Source organism: Allobosea sp. FG18 (assembly GCF_057809495.1).
In genome coordinates, this window is record NZ_JBMDKB010000001.1 from 205,525 (window position 1) to 227,756 (window position 22,232).

Genomic DNA, 22,232 nt, shown 5'->3' on the forward strand with positions numbered 1-22,232 from the left:
TGCCGGGCCGGCGGAATCAAGGCCCGGGAGCAGCCGGCAGAGAAAAAGAGCGCGTTACCCGTGCTCAGGCGACGCTGCGATTGCCGTTGCCGTTGCGGTCCTTGATGCTGGCCAGCGCTTCCGGGCGGCCGAACAGGAAGCCCTGGGCGCGGTGGGCGCCCAGCAGCTGGACGGCGATGCGCTGCTGCTCGGTCTCGATGCCTTCGACCACGACATTCATCTGGAGCCGGCGCGCCAATTGGCAGACCGCTTCGATGACGGCCTTGGAGGCCTCGTTGGTATGGACCTCGCGCGCGAAGCTCTGGTCGATCTTCACCTGCGCGAACGGGTAGGTCGAGAGGTAGGCGAGCGTGGAATAGCCGGTTCCGAAATCGTCGAGCGCGAAGGTCACGCCCAGCGCCCGCAATTCGTCGAGCACCGAAAGCGCCAGCTTGTCGTCCTCGATCAGCAGCGATTCCGTGACTTCGAGCATCAGGCGCCGCGATTCGAGCTGCGAGGCGAGGAGGGCGCCCTTGACCGTCTCGACGATCCGGCGCGGCTCGCGGAACTGCAGCGGCGAAACGTTGACGGAGACGCCGATGCCCGGCTCCCAGCTCGCGGCATCGCGGCAGGCCTGACGGATCGCCCAGTCGCCCATGCCGGCGATCAGGCCGGATTGTTCGGCGATCGGGATGAACACGCTGGGCGGCACCATGCCGCGTGTGGGATGGCGCCAGCGCATCAGCGCCTCGCGCGAGACGACCTTCTGGGTCTTCAGGTCGATGATCGGCTGGTAGTAGAGTTCGAGCGAACCATCGATGCAGGCCTTGCGCAGATCGACCTCGATCTCGTGCCGCTCCATCATCTCCTCGGCCATGGCCGGATTGAAGAATGTCAGCTTGTTCCGGCCGGCGGACTTGGCCTTGTAGAGCGCCGTGTCGGCATGGCGGAGCAGGTCGGCCGGATTGGCGCCGTCGAGCGGCGCCATGGCAATGCCGATGCTGGCGGTGACGTAGACGGTCTTGCCCTCGACATCGAAGGCCCGCGCCATCACGTCGATCATGCGCTGGGCGATGGCGGTGACGACGAGATGGTCCGCGGACGGCAGGATCAGCAGGAACTCGTCGCCGCCGAAGCGGGCGAGCATGTCGTTGCTGCGGATCGCGCTGCGCAGGCGGCTCGCGGTCTCCATCAGCACATGGTCGCCGATATCGTGGCCCAGGCTGTCATTGACCTGCTTGAAGCCGTCGAGATCGAGATAGAGCAGCGCGAAGCCCTCGCCCGTGCGCTCCAGCTTGGCGAAGGTTTCCGTGATTTGGGTGGTGTATTCGAAGCGGTTCGCCAGCCCTGTCAATTCGTCGAAGCGTGCCATCTGCTCGATGCGCGCCTCGGTCGCCTTGCGTTCGGTGGCGTCCTCGGTGAGCATCAGGATGCCGCCCTCGGCCGCCGGCGCGAGCGTCACGACCAGTACGAGCCCGCCGCGCGTTACAAGCTCCCTGCTGGTGGCCTGCTGGGTCGACTGTACCTCGGTCAATGCCGTGCGGATGTCGCGCAACTGCTCCTGGCTGATCACCTGCCGTTCGACGAGGAAGCGCGCGATCGCCGTCAATGGCGTGCCGGGCAGGGCGAGCGTCTCCGGCAGGCCGTAGAGCGTGCTGTGGGGCGCATTGCTGACCGCGAGTTTGAGGCTGCGATCGAACATCGCCAGCCCGTCGATCATGGTGTTGAGCGCGGCGTCGAGCGTCAGGTTCTGCGAATGCAGGGCGGAGGCGAGCGCCTTGGACTGCTTGTTGGCGTCGCTGAGCGCGAGCAGGTTCCGGTGCAGCGAATTGGTGATCGCGATATTGGCCGCCACGTACAGGAAGGCGAAATAGCCGATATAGCGATAATAGGGGTTATGGGCGCCGATCAGCCCGATCGCCATCGGGATGCAGAAGGTCAGGAGCTGTACCGCGACGAATTTCGGCCGGCCGGCATTGCGTGCGACATAGCCCGAGGCCAGCGCGATGGTCGAGGCGACCGAGGTGATGTGCGCGGCAGGATCGTCCGTCTGGACCAGCGCGACATAGCAGCTGTAGCCGAGGACGGCGCTGAACACCGTGGCGCCGAGGAAATAGTCGCGGTCCCAGCGCCGGGTCTCGGCGTAGCTGTCCTGGGCGTGGTTGCGCCGGCGATAGGCCACGACCGTCATGATGCGCAGGATGACGATGAGCGTCACCAGGATGGTGAGGCTCATGAAGATGTCCATGCCGGTGGAGATCCAGCACCGGAAAGGCGTCAGGATGCCGGCGATGCCGCCGGGAATGATCGAGGCCGGCGAGGAGAACAGCGAACTGACCAGCAGCGTATAGCCGGTCAGGTCGATGGTCTCGCCCTGCTCGCGCCCGCGAGCCGTTACCAGTCGCTTGAGCGCGCCTGCCATCTACTCCTGCCTTTGCCGCCCCACGCGGTACGACGTGCGGTTCCCGCACGTCGTGCATCATGCCAGTGGGTTGTACGAGAGCAGAGGTAAATGCTTCGTGTGGTTTTCCGGGGGCGTGCTCCGGACAAGGGGTGGCGAGTGCCGCGCCCCCGGTCAGACCGGGGCGAGGTGGCGCTGGTAGACGCGCGCCAGCATCCGGTCTTGCGTCTGGGCGATGCGCTGCAGCTTCGAGATCGCGCTCGGGCTCAGGCGCAGCATGCAGTCCGTCCAGATCTGGCCGAGATGGCCGAGCTCTTCGCGCAGGTCGCCATGGCGACGGTTGAACGCCGAGAACAGGGCGGTCTTGGCCGCATGGATCGGCAGCGAGTCCGCGCAGTATTTGCGGATCCAGCTTTCGCCCGTGCCGGTCGGGACCACGGCCTCGAGGCCGCCTGCCGCCATGAACTCCTGGGCGCTCATCTCCTCGCCGGAGAGCAGCATCTGCTCGGCGGCGCGCTGGCCCATGCGCCGTGACAGGATGGCCACCGCCGTGATCGGGAAGTGGTTGAACTTGATTTCCGGGTAGACGAACGAGGCCTGCTCCTCGGCGATCATGACATTGCATGAGCGCGGCGCGTCGATGCCGCCGCCGATCGCCTTGGCGTGGATCGTCGAGAGCGTCACCACGAGGCCGTTGAGGCCGCCGGAGTTCCAGATCGCGCCCTCCGCCGAGAGGCGGGCATATTCCGCCAGCGACGCGCGGTCGTTCTTGGCCAGACAGTCCAGATAGAAATCGAGATCGCCGCCGAGTGTGAAGAACGGCCCTGCGCCGCGGAAGGCGAGGAAGCGCACGGGAGCGCGGTGATACTGATCCGGAGCCCCCCATAGCGCGACGATCGCGCTCTGAATCTTCACCAGGCTGTCGAGCAGCTGGAGCGTGAAGACGGGCTTCAGCTCCGGCCGGATCGTGACCCAGAGCGTCTTGATGTCCGGCTCATACGCGATCTCCACCTCCGGCAGGAAGCCTGCGTTGTAGCGGATCGCATCGATGACTTCGCAGCTCTCCAGCAGGGTCGGCGCGAGGTTTCCTGTTCCCAACTTCAAGGACTGCAACATGACGCTACTCCACAAACTCCTTGATGCCGGGCAGCGTAAACGTTCTTAACGAAGTGTAAACGAAATCTCCCGGAAATGGTTAATAGCATTAAGGATTTTTACCTTACCAATCGTCATGGTGGGTGTGTGCCGCCGCCTTGGGTCCCTGCGAGGCAAGAGCCGCGCCGCGGCCGCTCGGGCGAAAATTTCGCGCCGATGGCGTGATCGGGAAACAATTGGAATGCTGCGGCGGGAGATTGGAGAAGGATCGTCCGATGCCGGAAAGCGCGGTCCCGGGCTGACTTGCTTCGGCACGATTCCGCCCTGCTGCTGGGCAGTGCCGTGCCGTCATCGTCGTGCTTGTCCGGCGGCGGCTCAGGGTCTAACGATACCGCCGCGAATTCGCCGCGTTCCCGCGTTCAAACACCCCATCCAGAGCTGATGCCGTGACCCGCCAGACAGCCGAAGACGAGAAGCAGGCGCGCCTTGCCGCCGCGCTCCGCGAGAATCTGAAGCGCCGTAAGGCCCAGGCTCGCGCTCGCCGTTCGGACGAAGCGCAAGCGCGTGAGCCGGAGCCGCCCTCTCAGGCCGATTCCTCCCGGACCTGAATTTCCTTATTCTCCCACGCGCCGCCGGCCCTGAGTCCGGCCGGCCGAGCAGGACCCGACGATGGACAAGATCCGCATCACCGGCGGCCAGCGCCTCAATGGCGCCATTCCGATTTCCGGCGCGAAGAACGCCGCCTTGCCGCTGATGATCGCGAGCCTGCTGACCGACGAGACGCTGACGCTGACCAATGTTCCGCGCCTCTCGGACGTGACGGCGCTCTCGCGCATCCTGTCCAACCAGGGCGTCGATCGTACCGTCGCCGGCAAGCGCATCGGCCAGTCGGCCGAGACAGGCCAGACCATCTCGCTGACCGCCCGCCAGATCGTCGATACCTGCGCGCCCTATGAGCTGGTCTCGACCATGCGGGCGAGCTTCTGGGTGATCGCGCCGATCCTGGCCCGCATGGGCGAGGCCAAGGTCTCGCTGCCCGGCGGCTGCGCCATCGGCACGCGCCCGGTCGATCTTTTGCTGATGGCGCTGGAGAAGCTCGGCGCCGAGATCGTGATCGAGAACGGCTATGCGCTGGCGCGCGCGCCCAAGGGACTGAAGGGCGGCGAGATCGTCTTCCCGAAGGTGACGGTCGGCGGCACCCACACGGCGCTGATGGCTGCGGTTCTGGCCCAGAGCACGACCGTGATCGAGAACGCCGCCTGCGAGCCGGAGGTCACCGACCTCGCCGCCTGCCTCGTCAAGATGGGCGCCAAGATCGAGGGCGCGGGCACCCCGCGCATCGTCGTGACCGGTGTCGCGCGCCTCGGCGGCGCGCATCATGCCGTTCTGCCGGATCGCATCGAGGCCGGCACCTATGCGATGGCCGTGGCGATGACCGGCGGCGACGTGATGCTGGAAGGCGCGCGGCCGGAATTGCTGCAATCGGCGCTCGACGTGCTCACCAAGGCCGGCGTCGATATCGACTCGACCAACGAAGGCATCCGCGTGCGCCGCAACGGCCGCGGCCTCGAGGCGGTCGACGTTGACACCGATCCCTTCCCGGGTTTCCCGACCGACCTGCAGGCGCAGTTCATGGCGCTGATGACCCGGGCCAAGGGCACCTCGCGCATCCGCGAGACCATTTTCGAGAACCGGTTCATGCATGTGCAGGAGCTCGCCCGCCTCGGCGCGAAGATCCGGCTGGATGGCGATGTCGCTCTTGTCGAGGGCGTCGAGAAGCTGACCGGCGCACCGGTGATGGCGACGGACCTGCGTGCCTCGGTCTCGCTGGTCATCGGCGGGCTTGCCGCCGAGGGCGACACCACGATCAATCGCGTCTACCATCTCGATCGCGGTTTCGAGGCGCTGGAAGCCAAGCTCAGCCGCTGTGGCGCGCTGGTCGAGCGCATCAGCGGTTGATTTTCTCAGGGCGGCTCGTCAGAACAAGATCATGTCAGACGATGCCGCCGACCCGCTGAAGCTCATCGCGCTCGACGCGGATGACCTTGCGATTGTCTCAGCCCATCTCCAGGATGCGGTGCTGAAGGCAGCCGACCTCGTCTATCTGCCGCGCGAGCAGCGCTTCGCGCTCGCGCTGCGTCGCTTCGATTGGGAGGGCGCCCAGCACGGCCAGCGCAGGCGCCGCCTGACTGCGCTGCATTTTGACCGCGTCCAGTCCGTGCGCAGCGCCAAGCTGAACAAGAACGATCCCGACAAGGTCCTGAACCTGCTCGCCGTCACCTTCGATCTGAGCGAGGAGCCGGCCGGCGAGGTGACCCTGCATTTCTCGGAAGGGGCGGCGATCCGCCTCTCGGTCGAATGCATCGAGGCCCAGATGAAGGATCTCGGCCCGGTCTGGGAAGCCGTGGCGACGCCCGGCCATCCCGACGGCGCCTGAGCCCGTGAGGTCGGCGCAGCTTTTCAGCCGTCGCCCGCTTCAACCTTACATACCCTTCGTCTAAGAACGCGCCGTCATCCCGGACAAGCCGCGAAGCGGCGCCGATCCGGGATCCATCGAAGGGGGCTGTGCTCTACGATGGATTCCGGGTCTTCGCTGCGCTACGCCCGGAATGACGATTTAGAGTTCGAATTCCCCGAGGATACCCATGCCGATCAGGCTCGACGATAGGGATGCCCGCTTCGCTGAGGACTTCATGGCGCTGCTCTCCGCCAAGCGCGAGGTCTCCGAAGAGGTCGATCGCATCGCCGCCGACATCATTGCGGATGTCCGCGAGAAGGGCGATGCGGCGCTGATCGACTACACATCCCGCTTCGACGCGCTCGACCTGACCCCTGAGGCATTACGCGTCTCCGAGGCCGAGATCGACGCGGCCGTCGCCGCCTGTTCGCCCGAACTGCTGGCCGCGCTGGAGACGGCGCGCGCGCGCATCGAAGCCTATCATCGCCGCCAGAAGCCGGCCGATTCCTGGGTCGAGGACGCGGCTGGCGTCGGCGCCGGCTGGCGCTGGAGTGCGATCGAGGCGGTTGGGCTCTATGTGCCCGGCGGCACGGCAAGCTATCCCTCCTCGGTGCTGATGAATGCGATCCCGGCGAAGGTCGCCGGCGTGCCGCGCATCGTCATGGTCGCGCCCACACCGCGGGGCGAAACCAATCCGCTGGTGCTCGCCGCCGCCCGGCTCGCTGGCGTCGACGAGGTCTATCGCATCGGCGGCGCGCAGGCCGTCGCGGCGCTCGCCTATGGCACGGCCACGATCGCGCCGGTCGCCAAGATCGTCGGCCCCGGCAATGCCTATGTCGCCGCTGCCAAGCGCCGCGTCTTCGGCCAGGTCGGCATCGACATGATCGCCGGTCCCTCCGAAGTGCTGGTGATCGCCGATCGCAGCGCCAATCCAGACTGGATCGCCGCCGACCTGCTGGCGCAGGCCGAGCATGACGTTTCCGCCCAATCGATCCTGATGACCGACGATGCCGCATTGGCCGCCGAGGTCGAGAAGGCGGTGATGGCGCAGCTCGCGACGTTGCCACGGGCGGAGATCGCCGGCCGCAGCTGGCAGGAGTTCGGCGCGATCCTGCTCGTCGCCGATCTCGAAGCCGCCGTGCCGCTGGTCGACCGGCTCGCGCCCGAGCATCTCGAGATCATGACGGCCGATCCGGACCGACTCGCGGGGCTGATCCGCAATGCCGGGGCGATCTTCCTGGGAGGCCATACGCCCGAGGCGATCGGCGACTATGTCGGCGGTCCCAACCACGTCCTGCCGACGGCCCGCTCGGCCCGCTTCTCGTCGGGCCTCGGCGTCGGCGATTTCATGAAGCGAACCTCGCTCCTGAAATGCGGCCCCGAGGGCCTGCGCGCGCTGGCTTCCGCCGCGACGCAATTGGCCGAAGCCGAGGGCTTGCAGGCGCACGGCCGATCCGTGACGATCAGGTTGAATCTCTAGAGCTCCGTCCGACAGGCGGCGCCATGGCCGGAGGAGTGATGTCCGACGTCTCGACTGCCACCAACCAGCGCCTGGTCGGCCTGACCCTCGACGAGAATTCCCTCGGCCGGGGCACGCCCGATCAGGAGCATGAGCGCGCCGTCGCGATCTACGACCTGATCGAGCGCAACAGCTTCGCCGTTCCCGAGCATGACGGCGGACCGTATCTCGCACATCTCGCCATGGTCGAGCGGCGCCTCGTCTTCGAGATCAAGGCGGCAGACGGCGCGCCGGTGGTGACGCATCATCTCTCGCTCAGCCCGTTCCGGCGCATCATCAAGGACTACGAACTGGTCTGCGACAGCTATTACGCGGCGATCCGGACCGCGACGCCCACACAGATCGAGGCGATCGACATGGGCCGGCGCGGCCTGCATGACGAGGCCGCCGGCATCCTGGCGGAGCGGCTGGCCAACAAGGTCGAGGTCGATTTCGACACGGCACGCCGCCTGTTCACATTGATCTATGCCCTGCATTGGAAAGGCTGACGCGCTTGGAGGCCCCGCGCAAGGTCCAGAGCGTGCTGTTCATGTGCGCGATGAACGCCGTGCGCTCGCCCATGGCCGAGGCTCTGGCCAAGCATTTCTTCGGCAAGTCGATCTATGTCCAGTCGGCCGGCGCCCGCAAAGGCGAGCCGGACGGCTTCGTGCACGCGATCCTTGACGAGATCGGCATCGATCTCAGCAAGCACAAGCCGAAATCGATCGAGGAACTGGAGGAGTGGGAAGGGCTCAATTTCGACCTGATCATCACGCTCTCGCCCGAGGCCCATCACAAGGCGTTGGACCTGACGCGGACCCATGCCGCCGAGGTCGAGTACTGGCCGACCGTCGATCCCACCGTGTTCCAGGGCTCGCGCGAGCAGAAGCTCGATGCCTATCGTGACGTCAGGGACGGGCTGATCAAGCGGATCAAGCAACGCCTTCAGAGCTGACGAAGCTCACCGTACCAGCACCGCTCCGCCGCAGCGGACGCCGCTGCCCCAGCTATCGGCCTGGCCGAGCCCGATGCAGAGCGTGCCGAACCCGACCAGCACGGTGGCAGAGATCGCGAAGAGGATCGCGGCGCCGCCCCGCTGATTCCCGGCGAAGTTCCTGAGCCTGAGCATGCGTGTCCGCCCCTTTGCCTCGAGATCGCGGAAGCCGTTCAATATCCACCGCGCTGGGCGATTGCCCGGCGCTCAATTATGGGTTGTGGCGGCGAGGCCGGTCGGCGGAAGGTTGTCATAGACCGAGCCGCTCATGTCATAGGCGACGGCAACCTCGAAGCTCCGCATATGCGGGCCGGTCTGGCCGATACGGACTCTCGGCTTGGTCGGGTCGATGAAGGTGTAGGACCGGGCATGGGCGGCGATGAAATCGCGGGCGATCCGGGAGCGTTCGGCGTCGTTGAGGCCGGATACCGACGAGCGCGCCGCCTCGGCTGCGATCTGCTGGATGCTGTGGTCGATGCCGAAGACGTAGTCCATGATGCCGAAGAGCAGCAGCAGGATCGGCGCGACGAAGGCGAACTCGACTGCGTGAGTGACGCGCTGATTTCGGGGGAAACGTGGCAAGGCAGGCAGCATGCCGTTCCTCGACAAGTATATGCAACTAAAGGTCGCAAATCTCTCCTCTTTATGAAAAGTAAACACGTTCTCGGACGAGCAAGCGCCGTTCAACCCGAGTGAAAGGCTTAAGCAAAATTTTACGCAGCTACGGTTGCTTCGCTTGTATGCCGCCTTTGCCCCGAGTGATGCCCCCGATGCCTTCGATATCTCCAGCGGAACCCGCTGCGGCTCGCGCGGAGCGACTGTCGCCCGGTGGCGGTCTTCTGGTCGGGTTGGTCTGCCTGCTGGTCAGCTTCGGAGCCCTCGCCAGCCTGCCGCGCCCGACCGACGGCAACGAGCCGGTCGCGATCGTCTTCCCGCCCTGGACCGAGGGCGCGGAAGCCGTGGCGTTGAGCTTCGCTGCCGGTCATCGCGTGTTGCGCAGTGGCCGTTTGAGCGCGGTCGTCATCGTGGCGCCGACGCTGAACGGACAGGCGCCATTCCTGCCGAAAGGCGCGTGGTTCTCCCTCGTCCTGGCGGGTCTTGCCGGATGCCTCGATAGTCCCGACCGAACGGAGGCATCGTCATGATCTGGACCCTGTCAGCGGTACGCCAGAGGGTCGCGCAGGCCCTGCTCGCACTCGGGCTGTTCCATGTGCCGCTCCTCGCGCTCGGCTTCTGGGCTAACGGCACATCAGGCACCGTGCCGGTCGCGATGGCGGCGCTGGCCGCGCTCGCAGCCGTGCTGGTCTATCGCCTGGTCGGCCCGGCCATCGTGACGCAGCTCATCATTGCGGCCGTGCTGATCGGGCAGGTCTCCATCCTGGTGTTCAGCTTTGCCGGCCACCCCTGGCAGCCGGACATCCACATGTACTATTTCGCGGTGCTGGCGCTGCTGGCCGGCTTCTGCGACTGGCGGCCGATCCTGATGGGCGCGACGTTGACCGCCGCGCACCATCTCGTGCTGCAATACGCCTTGCCGGCCGCCGTCTTCTACCAGGGTGGCAGCCTGCTACGGGTGCTGCTCCATGCGGTGATCGTCATCATCGAGACGACGTTCCTTGCGATCTTCGCCGTCGTGCTGCAGCGCATGTTCGCCGTGAACGAGCAGAATCTCGCGCGAGCGCAGGAAGTGGCCGAGCGCGAGCGCATCGCCGGCGACAAGGAGCGCAACCTTGCCGAGGAGCTCGGCCGGCGTGCCGAAATGCTGCGCGACGTCGTCGCCGGCTTCCGCGCGCAGATGGACCAGGCGATGGCCGTGCTGGACCATTCTGCCGCGGCGATGAACACCGAGGCCGGGGCGCTGACCGAAACCTCCGACCATGTCCGTCGCCAGACCGCGATGGTCTCCGATTCCGCCGCCGGCACCATGGACAGCATCGATCATCTCTCGGCGGCCAGCACCGAGCTCGTCGCTTCCATCGGCGAGATCGGCCGCAATGCCGGTCAATCGGCCGACGGCTCGAAGGTGGCCGCCGATCTGGCTCGTCGCGCCAGCGCCGAGATCGAGCACCTCGCCCAGAGCAGCGAGAATGTCGGTGCCGTCGTCGAGATCATCCGCGGCATTGCCGCCCAGACCAGCATGCTCGCGCTCAATGCCACGATCGAGGCGGCGCGCGCCGGTGAGATGGGCCGCGGCTTCGCCGTCGTTGCCAGCGAGGTCAAGACGCTCTCGGCCCAGACGGCCAAGGCGACCGACGAGGTCTCGCTCCAGATCGGCACGATGCAGCAGGCCTCGCAACGCTCGCTCAAGGCGATCCGCGACATCGTCGAGGCGATCGGCGATGTCGAGAGCGTCGCCAATGCGATCGCGCTTTCCGTCGACGAGCAGAGCCGCGCCACCGCGGAGATCGCGCATCAGGTTCGGCTGTCCTTCGAGGGTGCGCAGCGCAGCGCCGACGTCGCCGGCGGCTTCGAGGTCATGACCCGCCAGACCCATGGCGCCGCCCAGCAATTGCAGAGTGCCGCCAGCACGCTCGCGCAGCAGGCGCAGGAGATCCGTCAGGAGGTCGCGAGCTTCTGTGGGCAGGTCGCGACGGCCTGACGGCTACCAGGGGCGGCCGGGGCCGACCGGTCCGATGCCGAGGAAGGTGCCCAGGCTCGCCGCGATATCGGCGAAGCTGCCGCGGCGCCCGAGCGGCTCTGCACCTATGCCGGGACCAAAGGCAATGATCGGCACATGCTCGCGAGTATGGTCGCTGCCGGGCCAGCTCGGATCATTGCCATGGTCGGCGGTGACGACGGCGATGTCGCCCGGCCGCAACGCGGCTTCGATATGGGGCAGGTGGCGGTCGAAGGCTTCGAGTGCGGCGGCATAGCCGGGAATGTCGCGCCGGTGACCGAATTCGGTGTCGAAATCGACGAGATTCACGAAGCAGAAGCCGCCGTCGGGCAGGCCGTCCCAGGCTTCCAGCGCTGCGTCGAGCATGGCCGCATTGCCGAAGGGCTTGATCTCGGTGCCGGTCGACCGATGGGCGAAGATATCGCCGATCTTGCCGACAGTGACGACCGTCCGCCCTCGGCTCGTCAGCCGGTCCAGGATCGTCTCGTCCGGCGGCGGGATGGCGAAATCCTTGCGGTTGCCGGTGCGGGTGAAGCCTTCCTCCGGCGAGCCGACGAAGGGCCGCGCGATGACGCGGCCGATCCGCAGGGGATCGACGAGCCCGCGCGTGACCTTGCAGAGCGCATAGAGTCGCTCGAGCCCGAAATGCTCCTCATGCGCCGCGATCTGCAGCACGGAATCGACCGAGGTATAGCAGATCGGCTTGCCCGTCCGGATATGCTCCGGTCCGAGTTCGTCGATGATCGCGGTGCCCGAGGCATGCTTGTTGCCGAGGATGCCGGGAAGGGCACCTTCCTTGATGATGCCGGCGACGAGCTCCGGCGGGAAGGAGTTCTCCAGATCGGTGAAATAACCCCACTGGAACGGCACCGGGCAGCCGGCGATCTCCCAATGGCCGGACGGGGTGTCCTTGCCCTGGCTGATTTCGACGCCGTAACCCCAGCGCCCTTCGGGCCTGGCCGGCTTCGCGACGCCGGCGAGCGGCCGGCCGGTCGAGGCCTCGCAGGCATGGGCGAGGCCGAGCCGCACGAGGTTCGGCAGCTTCAGCGGTCCGCTGCGCAAGCCCTCGCGGTCACCGCGTCCATCCGCGCAGGCTTCCGCGATATGGCCGAGCGTGTCCGAGCCGGCGTCGCCATAGGCCGCCGCATCGGCTGCGCCGCCGCAGCCGACCGAGTCCAGCACGATCAGGAGCGCGCGCGTCATGCTCAGTCCCTCACCGCGGTGGTTCTGGCGGTATCGAGGTTGAGCGCGGCGGCGAGTAGGGCCTGGGTATAGGCCTCGCGCGGCTCAGCGAAGATCGCCTCGGCCGGACCTTCCTCGACCACCTTGCCGTTCTGCATCACCACCACCCGATGCGACAGCGCCCTGACGACCTTGAGGTCGTGGCTGATGAAGAGATAGCCGAGCTTGCGCTTCGCTTGCAGCCCGCGCAGCAATTCGACGATCTGCGCCTGCACGGACATGTCGAGCGCCGAGGTCGGCTCGTCCAGCACCACGAATTTCGGATCGAGCGCCATGGCCCGCGCGATCGCGATGCGCTGGCGCTGGCCGCCCGAGAACTCGTGAGGGTAGCGGTCCATCGCCGCCGGATCCAAGCCCACATCGATCAGCGCCTGCGCGACGATCTCGCGGCGCTGCGGATAGGTCAGGTTCGGCTGCTGGATGGCGAGGCCTTCGGCCACGATCTCGGCCACCGACATGCGCGGCGAGAGTGAGCCATAGGGATCCTGGAAGACGACCTGCAGATCCTTGCGCTTGGGCCGGACCTGCTTGCTGGACAGGCCGTCGATGCGGTCACCGAGGAAGACGATCGGCCCTTCCGAGGCGATCAGCCGGAGGATGGCGAGGCCCAGCGTGGTCTTGCCCGAGCCGGATTCACCGACGACGCCGAGCGTCTCGCCCTCCCGGACTTTCACCGAGATGCCGTCCACCGCCTTCACATGGCCGCTGACGCGGCGCAGCAGGCCGGACTTGATCGGGAACCAGACCTTGACCGGCCCGGCCTCCAAGAGCGTCGCAGCGTCGCTCGGCACAGGGGCAGGGCGTCCCTTCGGCTCGGCCGCCAGCAGGCGCTTGGTATAGTCGTGCTGCGGGTCGGCGAAGATCTCGGCGACGGGGCCGTGCTCGACGATCTTGCCCTTCAGCATCACGCAGACCCGGTCGGCGATCCGCCGGACGATGCCGAGGTCATGGGTGATGAAGAGCATCGCCATGCCGAGCTTTTCCTGAAGCTCCTTGAGCAGCTTCAGGATCTGCGCCTGCACGGTGACGTCGAGCGCCGTGGTCGGCTCGTCGGCGACCAGCAGTTCCGGCTCGTTGGCGAGCGCCATCGCGATCATCACGCGCTGGCGTTGCCCGCCCGAGAGCTGATGCGGATAGGCGTCGAGCCGGCTCGCGGCGTCGCGGATGCCGACGAGGTCCAGCAATTCCAGGGTGCGCGCGCGCGCCTTCTCACCGCGTAGGCCCTTGTGCAGTTCGAGGATCTCGCCGATCTGCCGCTCGATCGTGTGCAGCGGGTTCAGTGAGGTCATCGGCTCCTGGAACACCATGGTGATGTCGTTGCCGCGCACCTTGCGCATCGCGTCCTCGTCGGCCGCGATCAGGTCCTGCCCGTTGAACATCACCTTGCCGGAGGGGTGATGCGCCGCCGGATAATTCAGGAGCTTGAGGATCGACAGAGCCGAAACGGACTTGCCCGAGCCGGACTCGCCGACCAGCGCCAAGGTCTCGCCTTTGGCGATCGAGAAGGAAACGCGGTCGACGGCCAGCGTTTCCCGCCCGCCCTGGCGGAAGGCGACGGAGAGGTCTTCGACGGAGAGAAGCGGCGCGGTCATGCGAAGGTCTTCCGCGGGTCGAAGGCGTCGCGCACTGCTTCGCCGATGAAGATCAGCAGCGACAGCATCAGCGCGATCACGATGAAGCCGGAGAGGCCGAGCCAGGGCGCCTGCAGGTTCGCTTTGCCCTGCGCCAGCAACTCGCCGAGCGATGGCGAGCCCGGCGGCAGGCCGAAGCCGAGGAAGTCGAGCGAGGTCAGCGTGGTGATCGAGCCGTTCAGGATGAAGGGCAGGAAGGTCAATGTCGCCACCATCGCATTCGGCAGCAGATGCCGGATCATGATGGTGCGGTTGGAGAGCCCGAGCGCGCGGGCCGCACGAACATACTCGAAATTGCGCGCCCGCAGGAACTCGGCGCGGACGACGCCGACCAAGGCCACCCAGGAGAACAGCAGGAGGATGCCCAGCAGCACGAAGAAGCTCGGCGTGATGATCGCGGCGACGATGATCAGCAGGTAGAGCGCCGGGATCGAGGTCCAGATCTCGATCAGCCGCTGGAAGATCAGGTCGGTCCAGCCGCCGAAATAGCCCTGGATGGCACCGGCCGTAATGCCGATCACCGAGGAGAAGGCGCAGAGGATCAGCCCGAACAGCACAGAGATGCGGAAGCCGTAGATCAGCCGCGCCACCACGTCGCGGCCCTGGTCGTCGGTGCCGAGCCAGTTCCATTCGAGGTCGCGGCAGGTCTTGCCGCCGATGCGCTCCGCGATCGTCTTGCACTGCTCGTCCTTGAGCAGCCAGGTCGGCGGGGCAGGGGCCGGGACGGGAAGGTCGAGATTATGCGTGCGGTAGGAGTAGCGGACCAGCGGCCAGATCGCGAAGCCGTTGGCCGCGATCTCCTTGGCGATGACCGGGTCGCGGTAATCGGTGGTGGCGAGGAAGCCGCCGAATTTCTCCTCCGGGTAGTTCACCGCGACCGGGAACAACCACTCGTCCTTGTAGCGCACGACGAGCGGCCGGTCGTTGGCGATGAACTCGGCGAAGAGCGAGAGCACGAACAGCGCGAGGAAGAGCCAGAGCGACCACCAGCCGCGCTTGTTGGCCTTGAAGTTGTTGAACCGGCGCCGGTTGATCGGCGAGAGCTTGAGCCAGCCCTGTTTGGCCTCGGCCGGCGCGAGGGGTGCGTCGCTGCGCAGGGCAGGCGGGGGAGCGTCGATCAGCGTGTCCATGCTCACGCCTCCCGGCTCTCGAAATCGATGCGGGGATCGACCCAGCTATAGGTCAGGTCGGTGATCAGGTGCACGACGAGGCCGATCAGCGAGAAGATGAAGAGATTGGCGAAGACCACGGGATAGTCGCGGTTGACGATCGCCTCGAAGGAGAGAAGGCCGAGCCCGTCGAGCGAGAAGATCGTCTCGATCAGCAGCGAGCCCGCGAAGAGCGCATGCACGAAGGCGCCGGGGAAGCCGGCGATGACGATCAGCATCGCGTTGCGGAAGACATGGCCGTAGAGCACGCCGCGTTCAGACAGGCCCTTCATCCGCGCGGTCAGGACGTATTGTTTTCGGATCTCGTCGAGGAAGGAGTTCTTGGTCAGCAGCGTCGAGGTCGCGAAGGCGCCGAGCGCCATGGCCAGAACCGGCAGCGCGATGTGCCAGAGATAGTCCTTCGCCTTGCCGATGAGGCTGAGTTCCGCCCAGTTGTCGGAGGTCAGGCCCCTAAGCGGGAATATCTGCCAGAACGAGCCGCCGGCAAAGAGCACGATCAGCAGGATCGCGAACAGGAAGCTCGGGATGGCATAGCCGACGATGACGACCGCGCTCGTCCAGGTGTCGAAGCGCGAGCCTTCCTTCACCGCCTTGCGGATGCCGAGCGGGATCGAGATCGCATAGGAGATCAGCGTCATCCAGAGGCCGAGCGTGATCGAGACCGGGAGCTTTTCCTTGATCAACTGGAGAACCGGCGCGTCGCGGAAATAGGAGCGGCCGAAATCGAAGCGGGCATAGTCGCCGAGCATCTTCAGGAAGCGCTCATGCGCCGGCTTGTCGAAGCCGAACTGCTTCTCCAGTTCCTTGATGAAGGCTGGGTCGAGCCCCTGCGCGCCGCGATAGGCCGAGCCGTCGCTCTGCGCCCCGGCATCGCCCATCTGCCCGCCGCCGACGCGATCGGCCGCGCCGCCGCTGTTCGGGTTCTGGAGCTGCGAGATCACGCGCTCGACCGGTCCGCCCGGCGCGAACTGCACGATGACGAAGGAGACGAGCAGGATGCCGAACAGGGTCGGCACCATCAGCGCGAGGCGCCGGGCGATATAGCTCAGCATGCCCCGCTCACGCCTTTCCGATCCGCTTGGCCTTCTCGGCGTCGTACCACCAGATGCCTGGCGCGCCCGAGGAATATTTCGGCTTGGTCGCCGGCCGGTCGTACATATCCCAGTAGGCCAGCCATTCCTCGTCGTTCCACCACATCGGGATCCAGTAGCGCCCGGCGCGCAGCAGGCGGTCGAGGCATTTGGCGGCGACGATGCACTCGGCATAGGTCTTGGCCTGCCCGATCGCCTCGATCATCGCATCGATGGCGGGGTGGCTGATGCCGCCGACATTGCGCGAGCCCTTGGTCTTCGCCGCTTCCGAGCCATAGACGATGCGCATCGTGTCGCTCGGGATCGCGCCGCCCGAGAGCGCCCGGCTGATGATGTCGAAATCGAACTCGTCGAGGCGGCGCTGATATTGCGCCGCGTCGACGAGGCGCGAGGTGGCGTTGATGCCGAGCCGCTTCAGATTGGCCTGGAAGGGCTGCGTATGCGGCTGCAGGGCGGGGTTGGAGTCGAGGAACTCGATCTCGAAGGGCTGGCCGTTCGGCAGCTTCATCACATTGCCGTCGCGCTTGCAGCCGGCCGCACGCAGCATCTCGTCGGCCTTGCGCAGCAGGTTGCGGTCGCTGCCCGAGCCGTCCGAGACCGGCGGCAGGAAAGGCTCGCCGAAGACCTCGTCCGGCACCTTGCCGCGCCAGGGTTCCAGCAGCTTCAGTTCTTCAGGTGAAGGCTTGCCGACCGCCTTCGAATCCGAATTCTCGAAATAGGACGTCATGCGCTCGAACGAGCCGAACATGATGTTCTTGCGCGTCCACTCGAAATCGAAGGCGAGGCCCAGCGCCTCGCGGATGCGCGGATCGGCGAATTTCTCGCGCCTTGTGTTGTAGACCCAGCCCTGCGAGCCGACCGGCTCGGTCTTGGGCAGGGTCTCCTTCTTGACTTTGCCCTCGTGCACGGCCGGGAAATCGTAGCCCGTCGCCCAGATGCGCGAGGTGAACTCCTCCTGGAAGGTGATGGCGCCGCCCTTGAAGGCCTCGAACGCCACCTGCCGGTCGCGGAAATACTCCCAGCGCACCCGATCGAAATTATTGGTGCCGATATTCACCGGCAGATCCTTGGCCCAATAGTCCGGCACGCGCTCGAATTCGATGAAGCGGCCCTGCTCGAGGCGCCCGACCTTGTAGGCCCCGGAGCCGAGCGGCGGCTCCAGCGTCGAGGCGCCAAAATCGCGCGTTGACCAGTATTTTTCCGAGAAGACCGGCAGGCCGGCGACGACGAGATGCAGGTCGCGCCCGCGCTTCGGCGAGAACTTCGCAACGAAGATGTCGTCGCCCTCTGCCTCCGCCGTAACGAGCTCGTTGAGAAGCAGGCGGTAGGACGGGTGCCCTTTCGCCTTCAGGATGTTCATCGAGAAGGCGACGTCGCGGGCCGTCACCCGCGAGCCGTCATGGAATTTCGCTTCGGGCCGCAGGCGGAACCGATAGGTCAGCTTGTCCGCGGAAACAGCGACGCTCCGCGCCAGCAAGCCGTAGGCCGAGCCCGGCTCGTCGCCGGAGCCGGCCATCAGGCTGTCGAAGCAGGCATCCATGCCGGCCGCGCCATCGCCCTGCAGCACATAGGTGTTGAGCGTGTTGAAGGTGTCGAAGCTCTGGTTGCCGCCGCCGCGCTTGATCTGGACGGTCAGCAGGCCGCCCTTCGGCGCCTTTGGGTTCACATAGGCGAAATGCGGAAAGTCGGGCGGCAGGGCGAGCTCGCCGAAGGTCGAGAGCCCATGCGATTCGGCATCCTGCGCCAGCGCCGCCTGGGGAAGCTGGGGCAGCGCACCCGCGACGGTCGCGGCCCCCGCGGCTTCCAGCAATCTGCGGCGTGTGATGCGCATCGCCATCGTTTCGCGTCTCCGTCTGATTCGCCCTTGTCCTGTGTCGCCTGCGCGCAAGGTTCCGGCAATGGCTGGCAGAAGGCGGATTGTGCGGGCACGTGCGAGGCGGGAGCAAGGCGCTGAAACGAAAAAGCCGGGCAAAGCCCGGCTTCGTGATCGCAGATCGGCCGTTCGCCTGTTGCCTCAGGGCTTCGGCAGCGGCTTCGGCGCGTCGGCCAGCGTGTTCAGGTAGGCGACGACGTCGGCGCGGGTATCCGGCTTGGCGATGCCGGCGAAGGCCATGATCGTGCCGGGCACATAGGCCTTCGGGCTCTTCAGGAAGTGATCGAGCGCATCGGCGTCCCAGGTCTTGTCGGCGCGGCCCTTCATCGCGGCCGAGTAGCCGAAGCCGGCGACCGAGCCCTCGTTGCGGCCATAGACGTCGAAGAGATGCGGACCGACCTTGTTGGCGCCGCCCTTCTCGAAGGTGTGGCAGGCCTTGCAGGCGGCGACGGCCCTCTCGCCCTTGGCCGGATCGGCCTTGGCGAGGCGCACCGCGATCGGCTCCTCGGCGGCGGGAGCGGCGGCTGCTCCGCCCGCGGCCGGCTCCTCGCTCGGCAGCTCGAAGCCCGACACCGCCGGCTTCTTCGGCGCAAACACGATACCGGCCGTCATGTTGAGGCCCAGCACGACGAGCAGCGTGGAGAGAACCGCGCCTGCGATCTTGTTGGCTTCGATGTTCATCGTATCCGAACCCTGGGTGCCCTCCGCGGCCGAGGCCCGGGAGACGAGATAGCGCTTGGCCGGAGTCTTGAAAGGCTCCAGCTTCCGCCGTTGCTTAACCGCTTTGCGCGCTTCATTGCAACTCGTATAAGCACGCACCGTTTGAGACTTTTTGCCGCCGCCGGCTTTTGCCAGTGGCAGCCCAGCCGAGCACGCTTCAGAAAATGGCCCATCCGCTGATCCTGATCCCGGCCCGCATGCAGGCGACGCGCCTGCCCGGCAAGCCGCTTGCCGACATCCATGGCGAGCCGATGATCGTCCATGTCTGGCGCCGTGCGGTCGAATCCGGTGCCGGAGACGTCGCGGTGGCGACCGATGCGCCTGAAATCGCGGCTGCGATCGAGGCCGCCGGCGGCAAGGCGGTGATGACCAGCGCCGACCATCAGACCGGCTCGGACCGGATCAAGGAAGCTGCCGACACCCTCGATCCTGAGCGTCGCTACGACATTATCGTCAACGTGCAGGGCGATTTCCCGACGCTGGCCCCCTCCGCCATCGCCGCGGCCGTGAAGCCGCTCGCCGATCCGGCTGTGGATATCGCGACGCTGGCCGGCGTGATCGACGACGAAGAGGAGAAGACGGCGCCGAGCGTCGTGAAGCTCATCGGTAGCGAGATCGCGCCCGGCCATATGCGCGCGCTTTATTTCACGCGCGCCACGGCGCCTTACGGCGAGGGGCCGCTTTATCACCATGTCGGCCTCTACGCCTATCGCCGGGCTGCGCTCGACCGTTTCGTCAGCCTGCCGCAATCGCCGCTGGAGCTGCGCGAGAAGCTCGAGCAGCTGCGCGCGCTGGAAGACGGCATGCGCATCGACGTCATGGTCATCGACCACGTGCCGCGCGGCGTCGACACGCCCCCCGATCTCGATCGCGCCCGCGCGATCCTGAAATCGCGCTGAGGCCGGACCGGCCAAACCGCGTCATAACAAGAAGCCGAGGAGCCTGAAGTCGTCCCATGTCCTTCGTCGTGTCTTATCAGGGTGAACCCGGAGCCTTCTCCTCGCAGGCGGCCCTCCAGGTGTTTCCGGACTGCGAGCTTCTGCCCTGCGCCACCTTCGAGGACGCGCTCTCGGCCGTCAGTGACGGGACCGCTCGCTACGGCATGATCCCGATCGACAATTCGATCGCCGGCCGCGTCGCCGATATCCACCATCTGCTGCCGCGCTCGGGCCTGCACATCATCGGCGAGCATTTCCTGCCGATCCGCTTCCACCTGATGGCGGCGAAGGGCGCGACGCAGGCGACGATCCAGACCGTGCAGAGCCATATCCATGCGCTCGGCCAGTGCCGGAAGATCATCCGCAAGCTCGGCCTCAAGGCCGAGGTCGCGGCCGATACCGCCGGCTCCGCCCGGCAGGTCGCCGAGGCCAATGACATGACGCGCGCGGCCATCGCTCCGCGCATCGCGGCGGAGGTCTATGGTCTCGACATCCTGATGGAGGATATCGAGGACGAGAAGCACAACACCACGCGCTTCGTCGTACTCTCGAAATATCCGGAATATGCCCGCCAGGGCGCGAGCCGGACCGTGACGACGCTGATGTTCCGCGTCCGCAACATCCCGGCCGCGCTCTACAAGGCGATGGGCGGCTTCGCCACCAACGGCATCAACATGACCAAGCTGGAAAGCTACATGGTCGACGGCCATTTCTCGGCGACGATGTTCTATGCCGATGTCGAGGGTCATCCCGACGATCCGGCGCTGCGGCGCGCGCTCGACGAGCTCTCCTATTTTTCCAAGGAGATGAAGATCATGGGCGTCTACCCCGCCAATGATTTCCGCTCGACGATCGAGGAAGCCGGCGAGTAAGGCGCATTCCGCTTCGCTGGCCAGGGTTCAGAAAAATACGCAGGTCATCCCGGCCGGAGCGAAGCGAAGAGCCGGGATCCATTCCTGAGCATCGATCGAAAGCACTCTGGAATGGATCCCGGATCAAGTCCGGGATGACGGCGTGGGTCTGCGGGTGAAATCGGACGCTCGGATAGCGGCTTTCAGTCGCTGACGCCCTCTTGCCCCGCGATGGCCATCAATGTCGCGGTCAGCAGGGCGACGAGCTTCTCCTGCCCGCCGCTCTGTGCGAAGACCTTGGCCTGAGCCAGCGTCAGTGTGCGGCCGCTCTTCACCACCTCGCCCCGCGCGATGATACGCTCGCCTACGGCTGGCGCGACGAGATTGATCTTGAATTCCGTCGTCAGCACGCCGCGTCCGGGCGGCATCAGGCTCAAGCCGGCATAGCCTGCGGCGGAATCGGCGATGGCGCTGACGGCGCCGGCATGGACGAAGCCGTGTTGCTGCGACACGGCCGGGCACGGTATCAGGACGACCTCGACTTTACCCGGTTCGACGGAGCCGAGGTTGGCCCCCAGCGTCGCCATCAGGCCTTGCTTGGCGAAGCTCGACCGGATGCGTTCCTCGATAGCATGCTGCTCGGAGGTCATGTCCGGCTCTCCATAGGAGGAATCAGGCTAGATGCGCTCGCCTTCCAGCGCCCAGGCTTTCACCAGCGTGTTGGCGATGGCGATATGCTGCGGGCAGGCGAGCCCGTCCGGGTGCTTGCCCTCCAGCATCTGCAGCACCTCTTCGCGCGGGAACCAGCGACCTTCCTCAAGCTCGGTCATATCGAGCGTGATCTCGTCGCCGAGCGCTTCGGCGATGCAGCCTATCATGATCGAGGAGGGGAAGGGCCAGGGCTGGGAGGCGAGGTAGCGGACATTGCCGACCCTCAAGCCCGCCTCTTCCCAGCTTTCGCGCCTGACCGCGTCCTCGAGCGTCTCGCCCGGTTCGACGAAGCCGGCGATGCAGGAATACATGCCCGGCGCGAACCGGGCCTGGCGCGCCAGCAGGCAGGCATCGCCGCGCGTCACCAGCATGATCACGACCGGGTCGGTGCGCGGGAAATGCAGCGCGCCGCAGGCGGTGCATTCACGCCGCCAGCCCGAGGCGCCGGCGACGGTCGACCCACCACATTGAGCGCAGAAGCGGTGGCGGGCATGCCAGTCGAGCACAGCCTTGGCCTCGCCGAGCGGCCCGACCTCGTTCTCCGGCACGATGCGCTTCAGTGCGACCGAGCGCAGGTCGGTGACGAACAGCTCGGACCGCTCCTTCAGCGGCTCGACCAGCGCCTTGTCGAGCAGCCGCCCGAAGCGGGGCGTGCCGTCCTCGGCCATCCCCATGAAGATTTCCTCGGCCGCAGGGCCGAGCATCTCGGTCTCGCCATGGCTGAACCAGACCGTCAGCGCCTCGCCGTCGAGGCGCTTCAGGATCGGCGTCTCGCCGGCGACGACCGCGATCCGCGTATCCGAGCGGTGGCGCAGGGCCGTCACCGCATCGGGCTTGTTGCGCAGGTCTTCGCGCCGGTCGAGCCGGTTGATCGCGAAGCCGGTGAGGGAGGAGCGTTCGCGGCGAGGCAGGGCGTCGTTCATGCTTCGGGTCTAGACCCGCGACGCCATGCCGCGCAAGCGCG

Annotated in this window: 21 protein-coding genes; 9 read left to right on the forward strand and 12 right to left on the reverse strand. The window is 66.4% G+C overall.

Annotation, left to right across the window (positions count from 1 at the left end):
* Positions 1–64 precede the first annotated feature (64 nt).
* Positions 65–2,401, reverse strand: coding sequence for a putative bifunctional diguanylate cyclase/phosphodiesterase (locus tag ACODTJ_RS01025; RefSeq protein WP_488847389.1), 2,337 nt, complete (start codon positions 2,399–2,401; stop codon positions 65–67).
* A 153-nt stretch (positions 2,402–2,554) separates the two neighbouring features.
* Positions 2,555–3,496, reverse strand: coding sequence for an enoyl-CoA hydratase-related protein (locus ACODTJ_RS01030; protein ID WP_454658108.1), 942 nt, complete (start codon positions 3,494–3,496; stop codon positions 2,555–2,557).
* 648 nt (positions 3,497–4,144) lie between these two features.
* Between ACODTJ_RS01030 and murA the strand changes: the two genes are divergently transcribed.
* From murA to ACODTJ_RS01055, 5 genes are all read left to right on the forward strand, one after another.
* Complete coding sequence (gene murA, locus ACODTJ_RS01035; protein ID WP_454658107.1) at positions 4,145–5,434, forward strand: UDP-N-acetylglucosamine 1-carboxyvinyltransferase; 1,290 nt, start codon at positions 4,145–4,147, stop codon at positions 5,432–5,434.
* Positions 5,435–5,465: 31 nt separating this feature from the next.
* Positions 5,466–5,912 (forward strand): DUF2948 family protein, encoded by a 447-nt coding sequence (locus ACODTJ_RS01040; RefSeq protein ID WP_454658106.1) that lies wholly within the window; start codon positions 5,466–5,468, stop codon positions 5,910–5,912.
* 208 nt (positions 5,913–6,120) lie between these two features.
* Positions 6,121–7,413 (forward strand): histidinol dehydrogenase, encoded by a 1,293-nt coding sequence (gene hisD / locus ACODTJ_RS01045; protein WP_454658105.1) that lies wholly within the window; start codon positions 6,121–6,123, stop codon positions 7,411–7,413.
* A gap of 38 nt (positions 7,414–7,451) precedes the next feature.
* Entirely contained in the window at positions 7,452–7,940 is a 489-nt protein-coding gene (locus ACODTJ_RS01050) for a UPF0262 family protein (protein WP_454658104.1), read from the forward strand.
* A gap of 41 nt (positions 7,941–7,981) precedes the next feature.
* Positions 7,982–8,386, forward strand: coding sequence for an arsenate-mycothiol transferase ArsC (locus tag ACODTJ_RS01055; protein ID WP_257733984.1), 405 nt, complete (start codon positions 7,982–7,984; stop codon positions 8,384–8,386).
* A gap of 6 nt (positions 8,387–8,392) precedes the next feature.
* On the opposite strand, the gene ACODTJ_RS01060 is transcribed toward ACODTJ_RS01055, so the two are convergent.
* Both ACODTJ_RS01060 and ACODTJ_RS01065 read right to left on the reverse strand, forming a co-directional pair.
* The gene (locus ACODTJ_RS01060) at positions 8,393–8,560 is read right to left on the reverse strand and encodes a hypothetical protein (protein ID WP_454658103.1); all 168 of its coding nucleotides are present in this window, start codon (positions 8,558–8,560) and stop codon (positions 8,393–8,395) included.
* Positions 8,561–8,632: 72 nt separating this feature from the next.
* Positions 8,633–9,019, reverse strand: coding sequence for a TadE/TadG family type IV pilus assembly protein (locus ACODTJ_RS01065; RefSeq protein WP_454658102.1), 387 nt, complete (start codon positions 9,017–9,019; stop codon positions 8,633–8,635).
* A gap of 176 nt (positions 9,020–9,195) precedes the next feature.
* Here ACODTJ_RS01065 and ACODTJ_RS01070 point away from each other — a divergent pair, with 176 nt between their 5' ends.
* Positions 9,196–9,570: a hypothetical protein gene (locus tag ACODTJ_RS01070; protein ID WP_454658101.1), complete on the forward strand. Its 375-nt coding sequence runs from the start codon at positions 9,196–9,198 to the stop codon at positions 9,568–9,570.
* On the forward strand, positions 9,567–11,024 hold the full coding sequence (locus ACODTJ_RS01075; RefSeq protein ID WP_454658100.1) for a methyl-accepting chemotaxis protein: 1,458 nt from the start codon (positions 9,567–9,569) through the stop codon (positions 11,022–11,024). The genes ACODTJ_RS01070 and ACODTJ_RS01075 overlap by 4 nt, the downstream gene beginning before the upstream one ends.
* Before the next feature lie 3 nt (positions 11,025–11,027).
* Here the strand turns inward: ACODTJ_RS01075 and ACODTJ_RS01080 are convergent, their stop codons facing one another.
* From ACODTJ_RS01080 to ACODTJ_RS01105, 6 genes are all read right to left on the reverse strand, one after another.
* Entirely contained in the window at positions 11,028–12,245 is a 1,218-nt protein-coding gene (locus tag ACODTJ_RS01080; protein WP_454658099.1) for a phosphopentomutase, read from the reverse strand.
* A gap of 2 nt (positions 12,246–12,247) precedes the next feature.
* Positions 12,248–13,876, reverse strand: coding sequence for an ABC transporter ATP-binding protein (locus ACODTJ_RS01085; RefSeq protein WP_454658098.1), 1,629 nt, complete (start codon positions 13,874–13,876; stop codon positions 12,248–12,250).
* Entirely contained in the window at positions 13,873–15,045 is a 1,173-nt protein-coding gene (locus ACODTJ_RS01090) for an ABC transporter permease (RefSeq protein WP_454658097.1), read from the reverse strand. The genes ACODTJ_RS01085 and ACODTJ_RS01090 overlap by 4 nt, the downstream gene beginning before the upstream one ends.
* A 2-nt stretch (positions 15,046–15,047) precedes the next feature.
* Positions 15,048–16,136, reverse strand: a complete 1,089-nt coding sequence (locus ACODTJ_RS01095; RefSeq protein WP_454658096.1) for a microcin C ABC transporter permease YejB — start codon at positions 16,134–16,136, stop codon at positions 15,048–15,050.
* A gap of 7 nt (positions 16,137–16,143) precedes the next feature.
* A complete protein-coding gene (locus ACODTJ_RS01100) occupies positions 16,144–18,012 on the reverse strand; it encodes an extracellular solute-binding protein (protein WP_454658095.1) in 1,869 nt (622 codons plus the stop codon).
* A gap of 177 nt (positions 18,013–18,189) precedes the next feature.
* The gene (locus ACODTJ_RS01105; RefSeq protein WP_454658094.1) at positions 18,190–18,729 is read right to left on the reverse strand and encodes a c-type cytochrome; all 540 of its coding nucleotides are present in this window, start codon (positions 18,727–18,729) and stop codon (positions 18,190–18,192) included.
* Positions 18,730–18,932: 203 nt separating this feature from the next.
* Between ACODTJ_RS01105 and ACODTJ_RS01110 the strand changes: the two genes are divergently transcribed.
* A complete protein-coding gene (locus tag ACODTJ_RS01110; RefSeq protein ID WP_454658093.1) occupies positions 18,933–19,667 on the forward strand; it encodes a 3-deoxy-manno-octulosonate cytidylyltransferase in 735 nt (244 codons plus the stop codon).
* Between the two features lie 56 nt (positions 19,668–19,723).
* Entirely contained in the window at positions 19,724–20,578 is an 855-nt protein-coding gene (locus tag ACODTJ_RS01115) for a prephenate dehydratase (protein ID WP_488847400.1), read from the forward strand.
* A 182-nt stretch (positions 20,579–20,760) separates the two neighbouring features.
* Here the strand turns inward: ACODTJ_RS01115 and ACODTJ_RS01120 are convergent, their stop codons facing one another.
* Together ACODTJ_RS01120 and nudC are read right to left on the reverse strand one after the other, a co-directional pair.
* Positions 20,761–21,207, reverse strand: a complete 447-nt coding sequence (locus tag ACODTJ_RS01120) for a PaaI family thioesterase (RefSeq protein WP_454658091.1) — start codon at positions 21,205–21,207, stop codon at positions 20,761–20,763.
* A gap of 27 nt (positions 21,208–21,234) precedes the next feature.
* The gene (gene nudC, locus ACODTJ_RS01125) at positions 21,235–22,191 is read right to left on the reverse strand and encodes an NAD(+) diphosphatase (RefSeq protein ID WP_454658090.1); all 957 of its coding nucleotides are present in this window, start codon (positions 22,189–22,191) and stop codon (positions 21,235–21,237) included.
* Between the last annotated feature and the right edge of the window lie 41 nt (positions 22,192–22,232).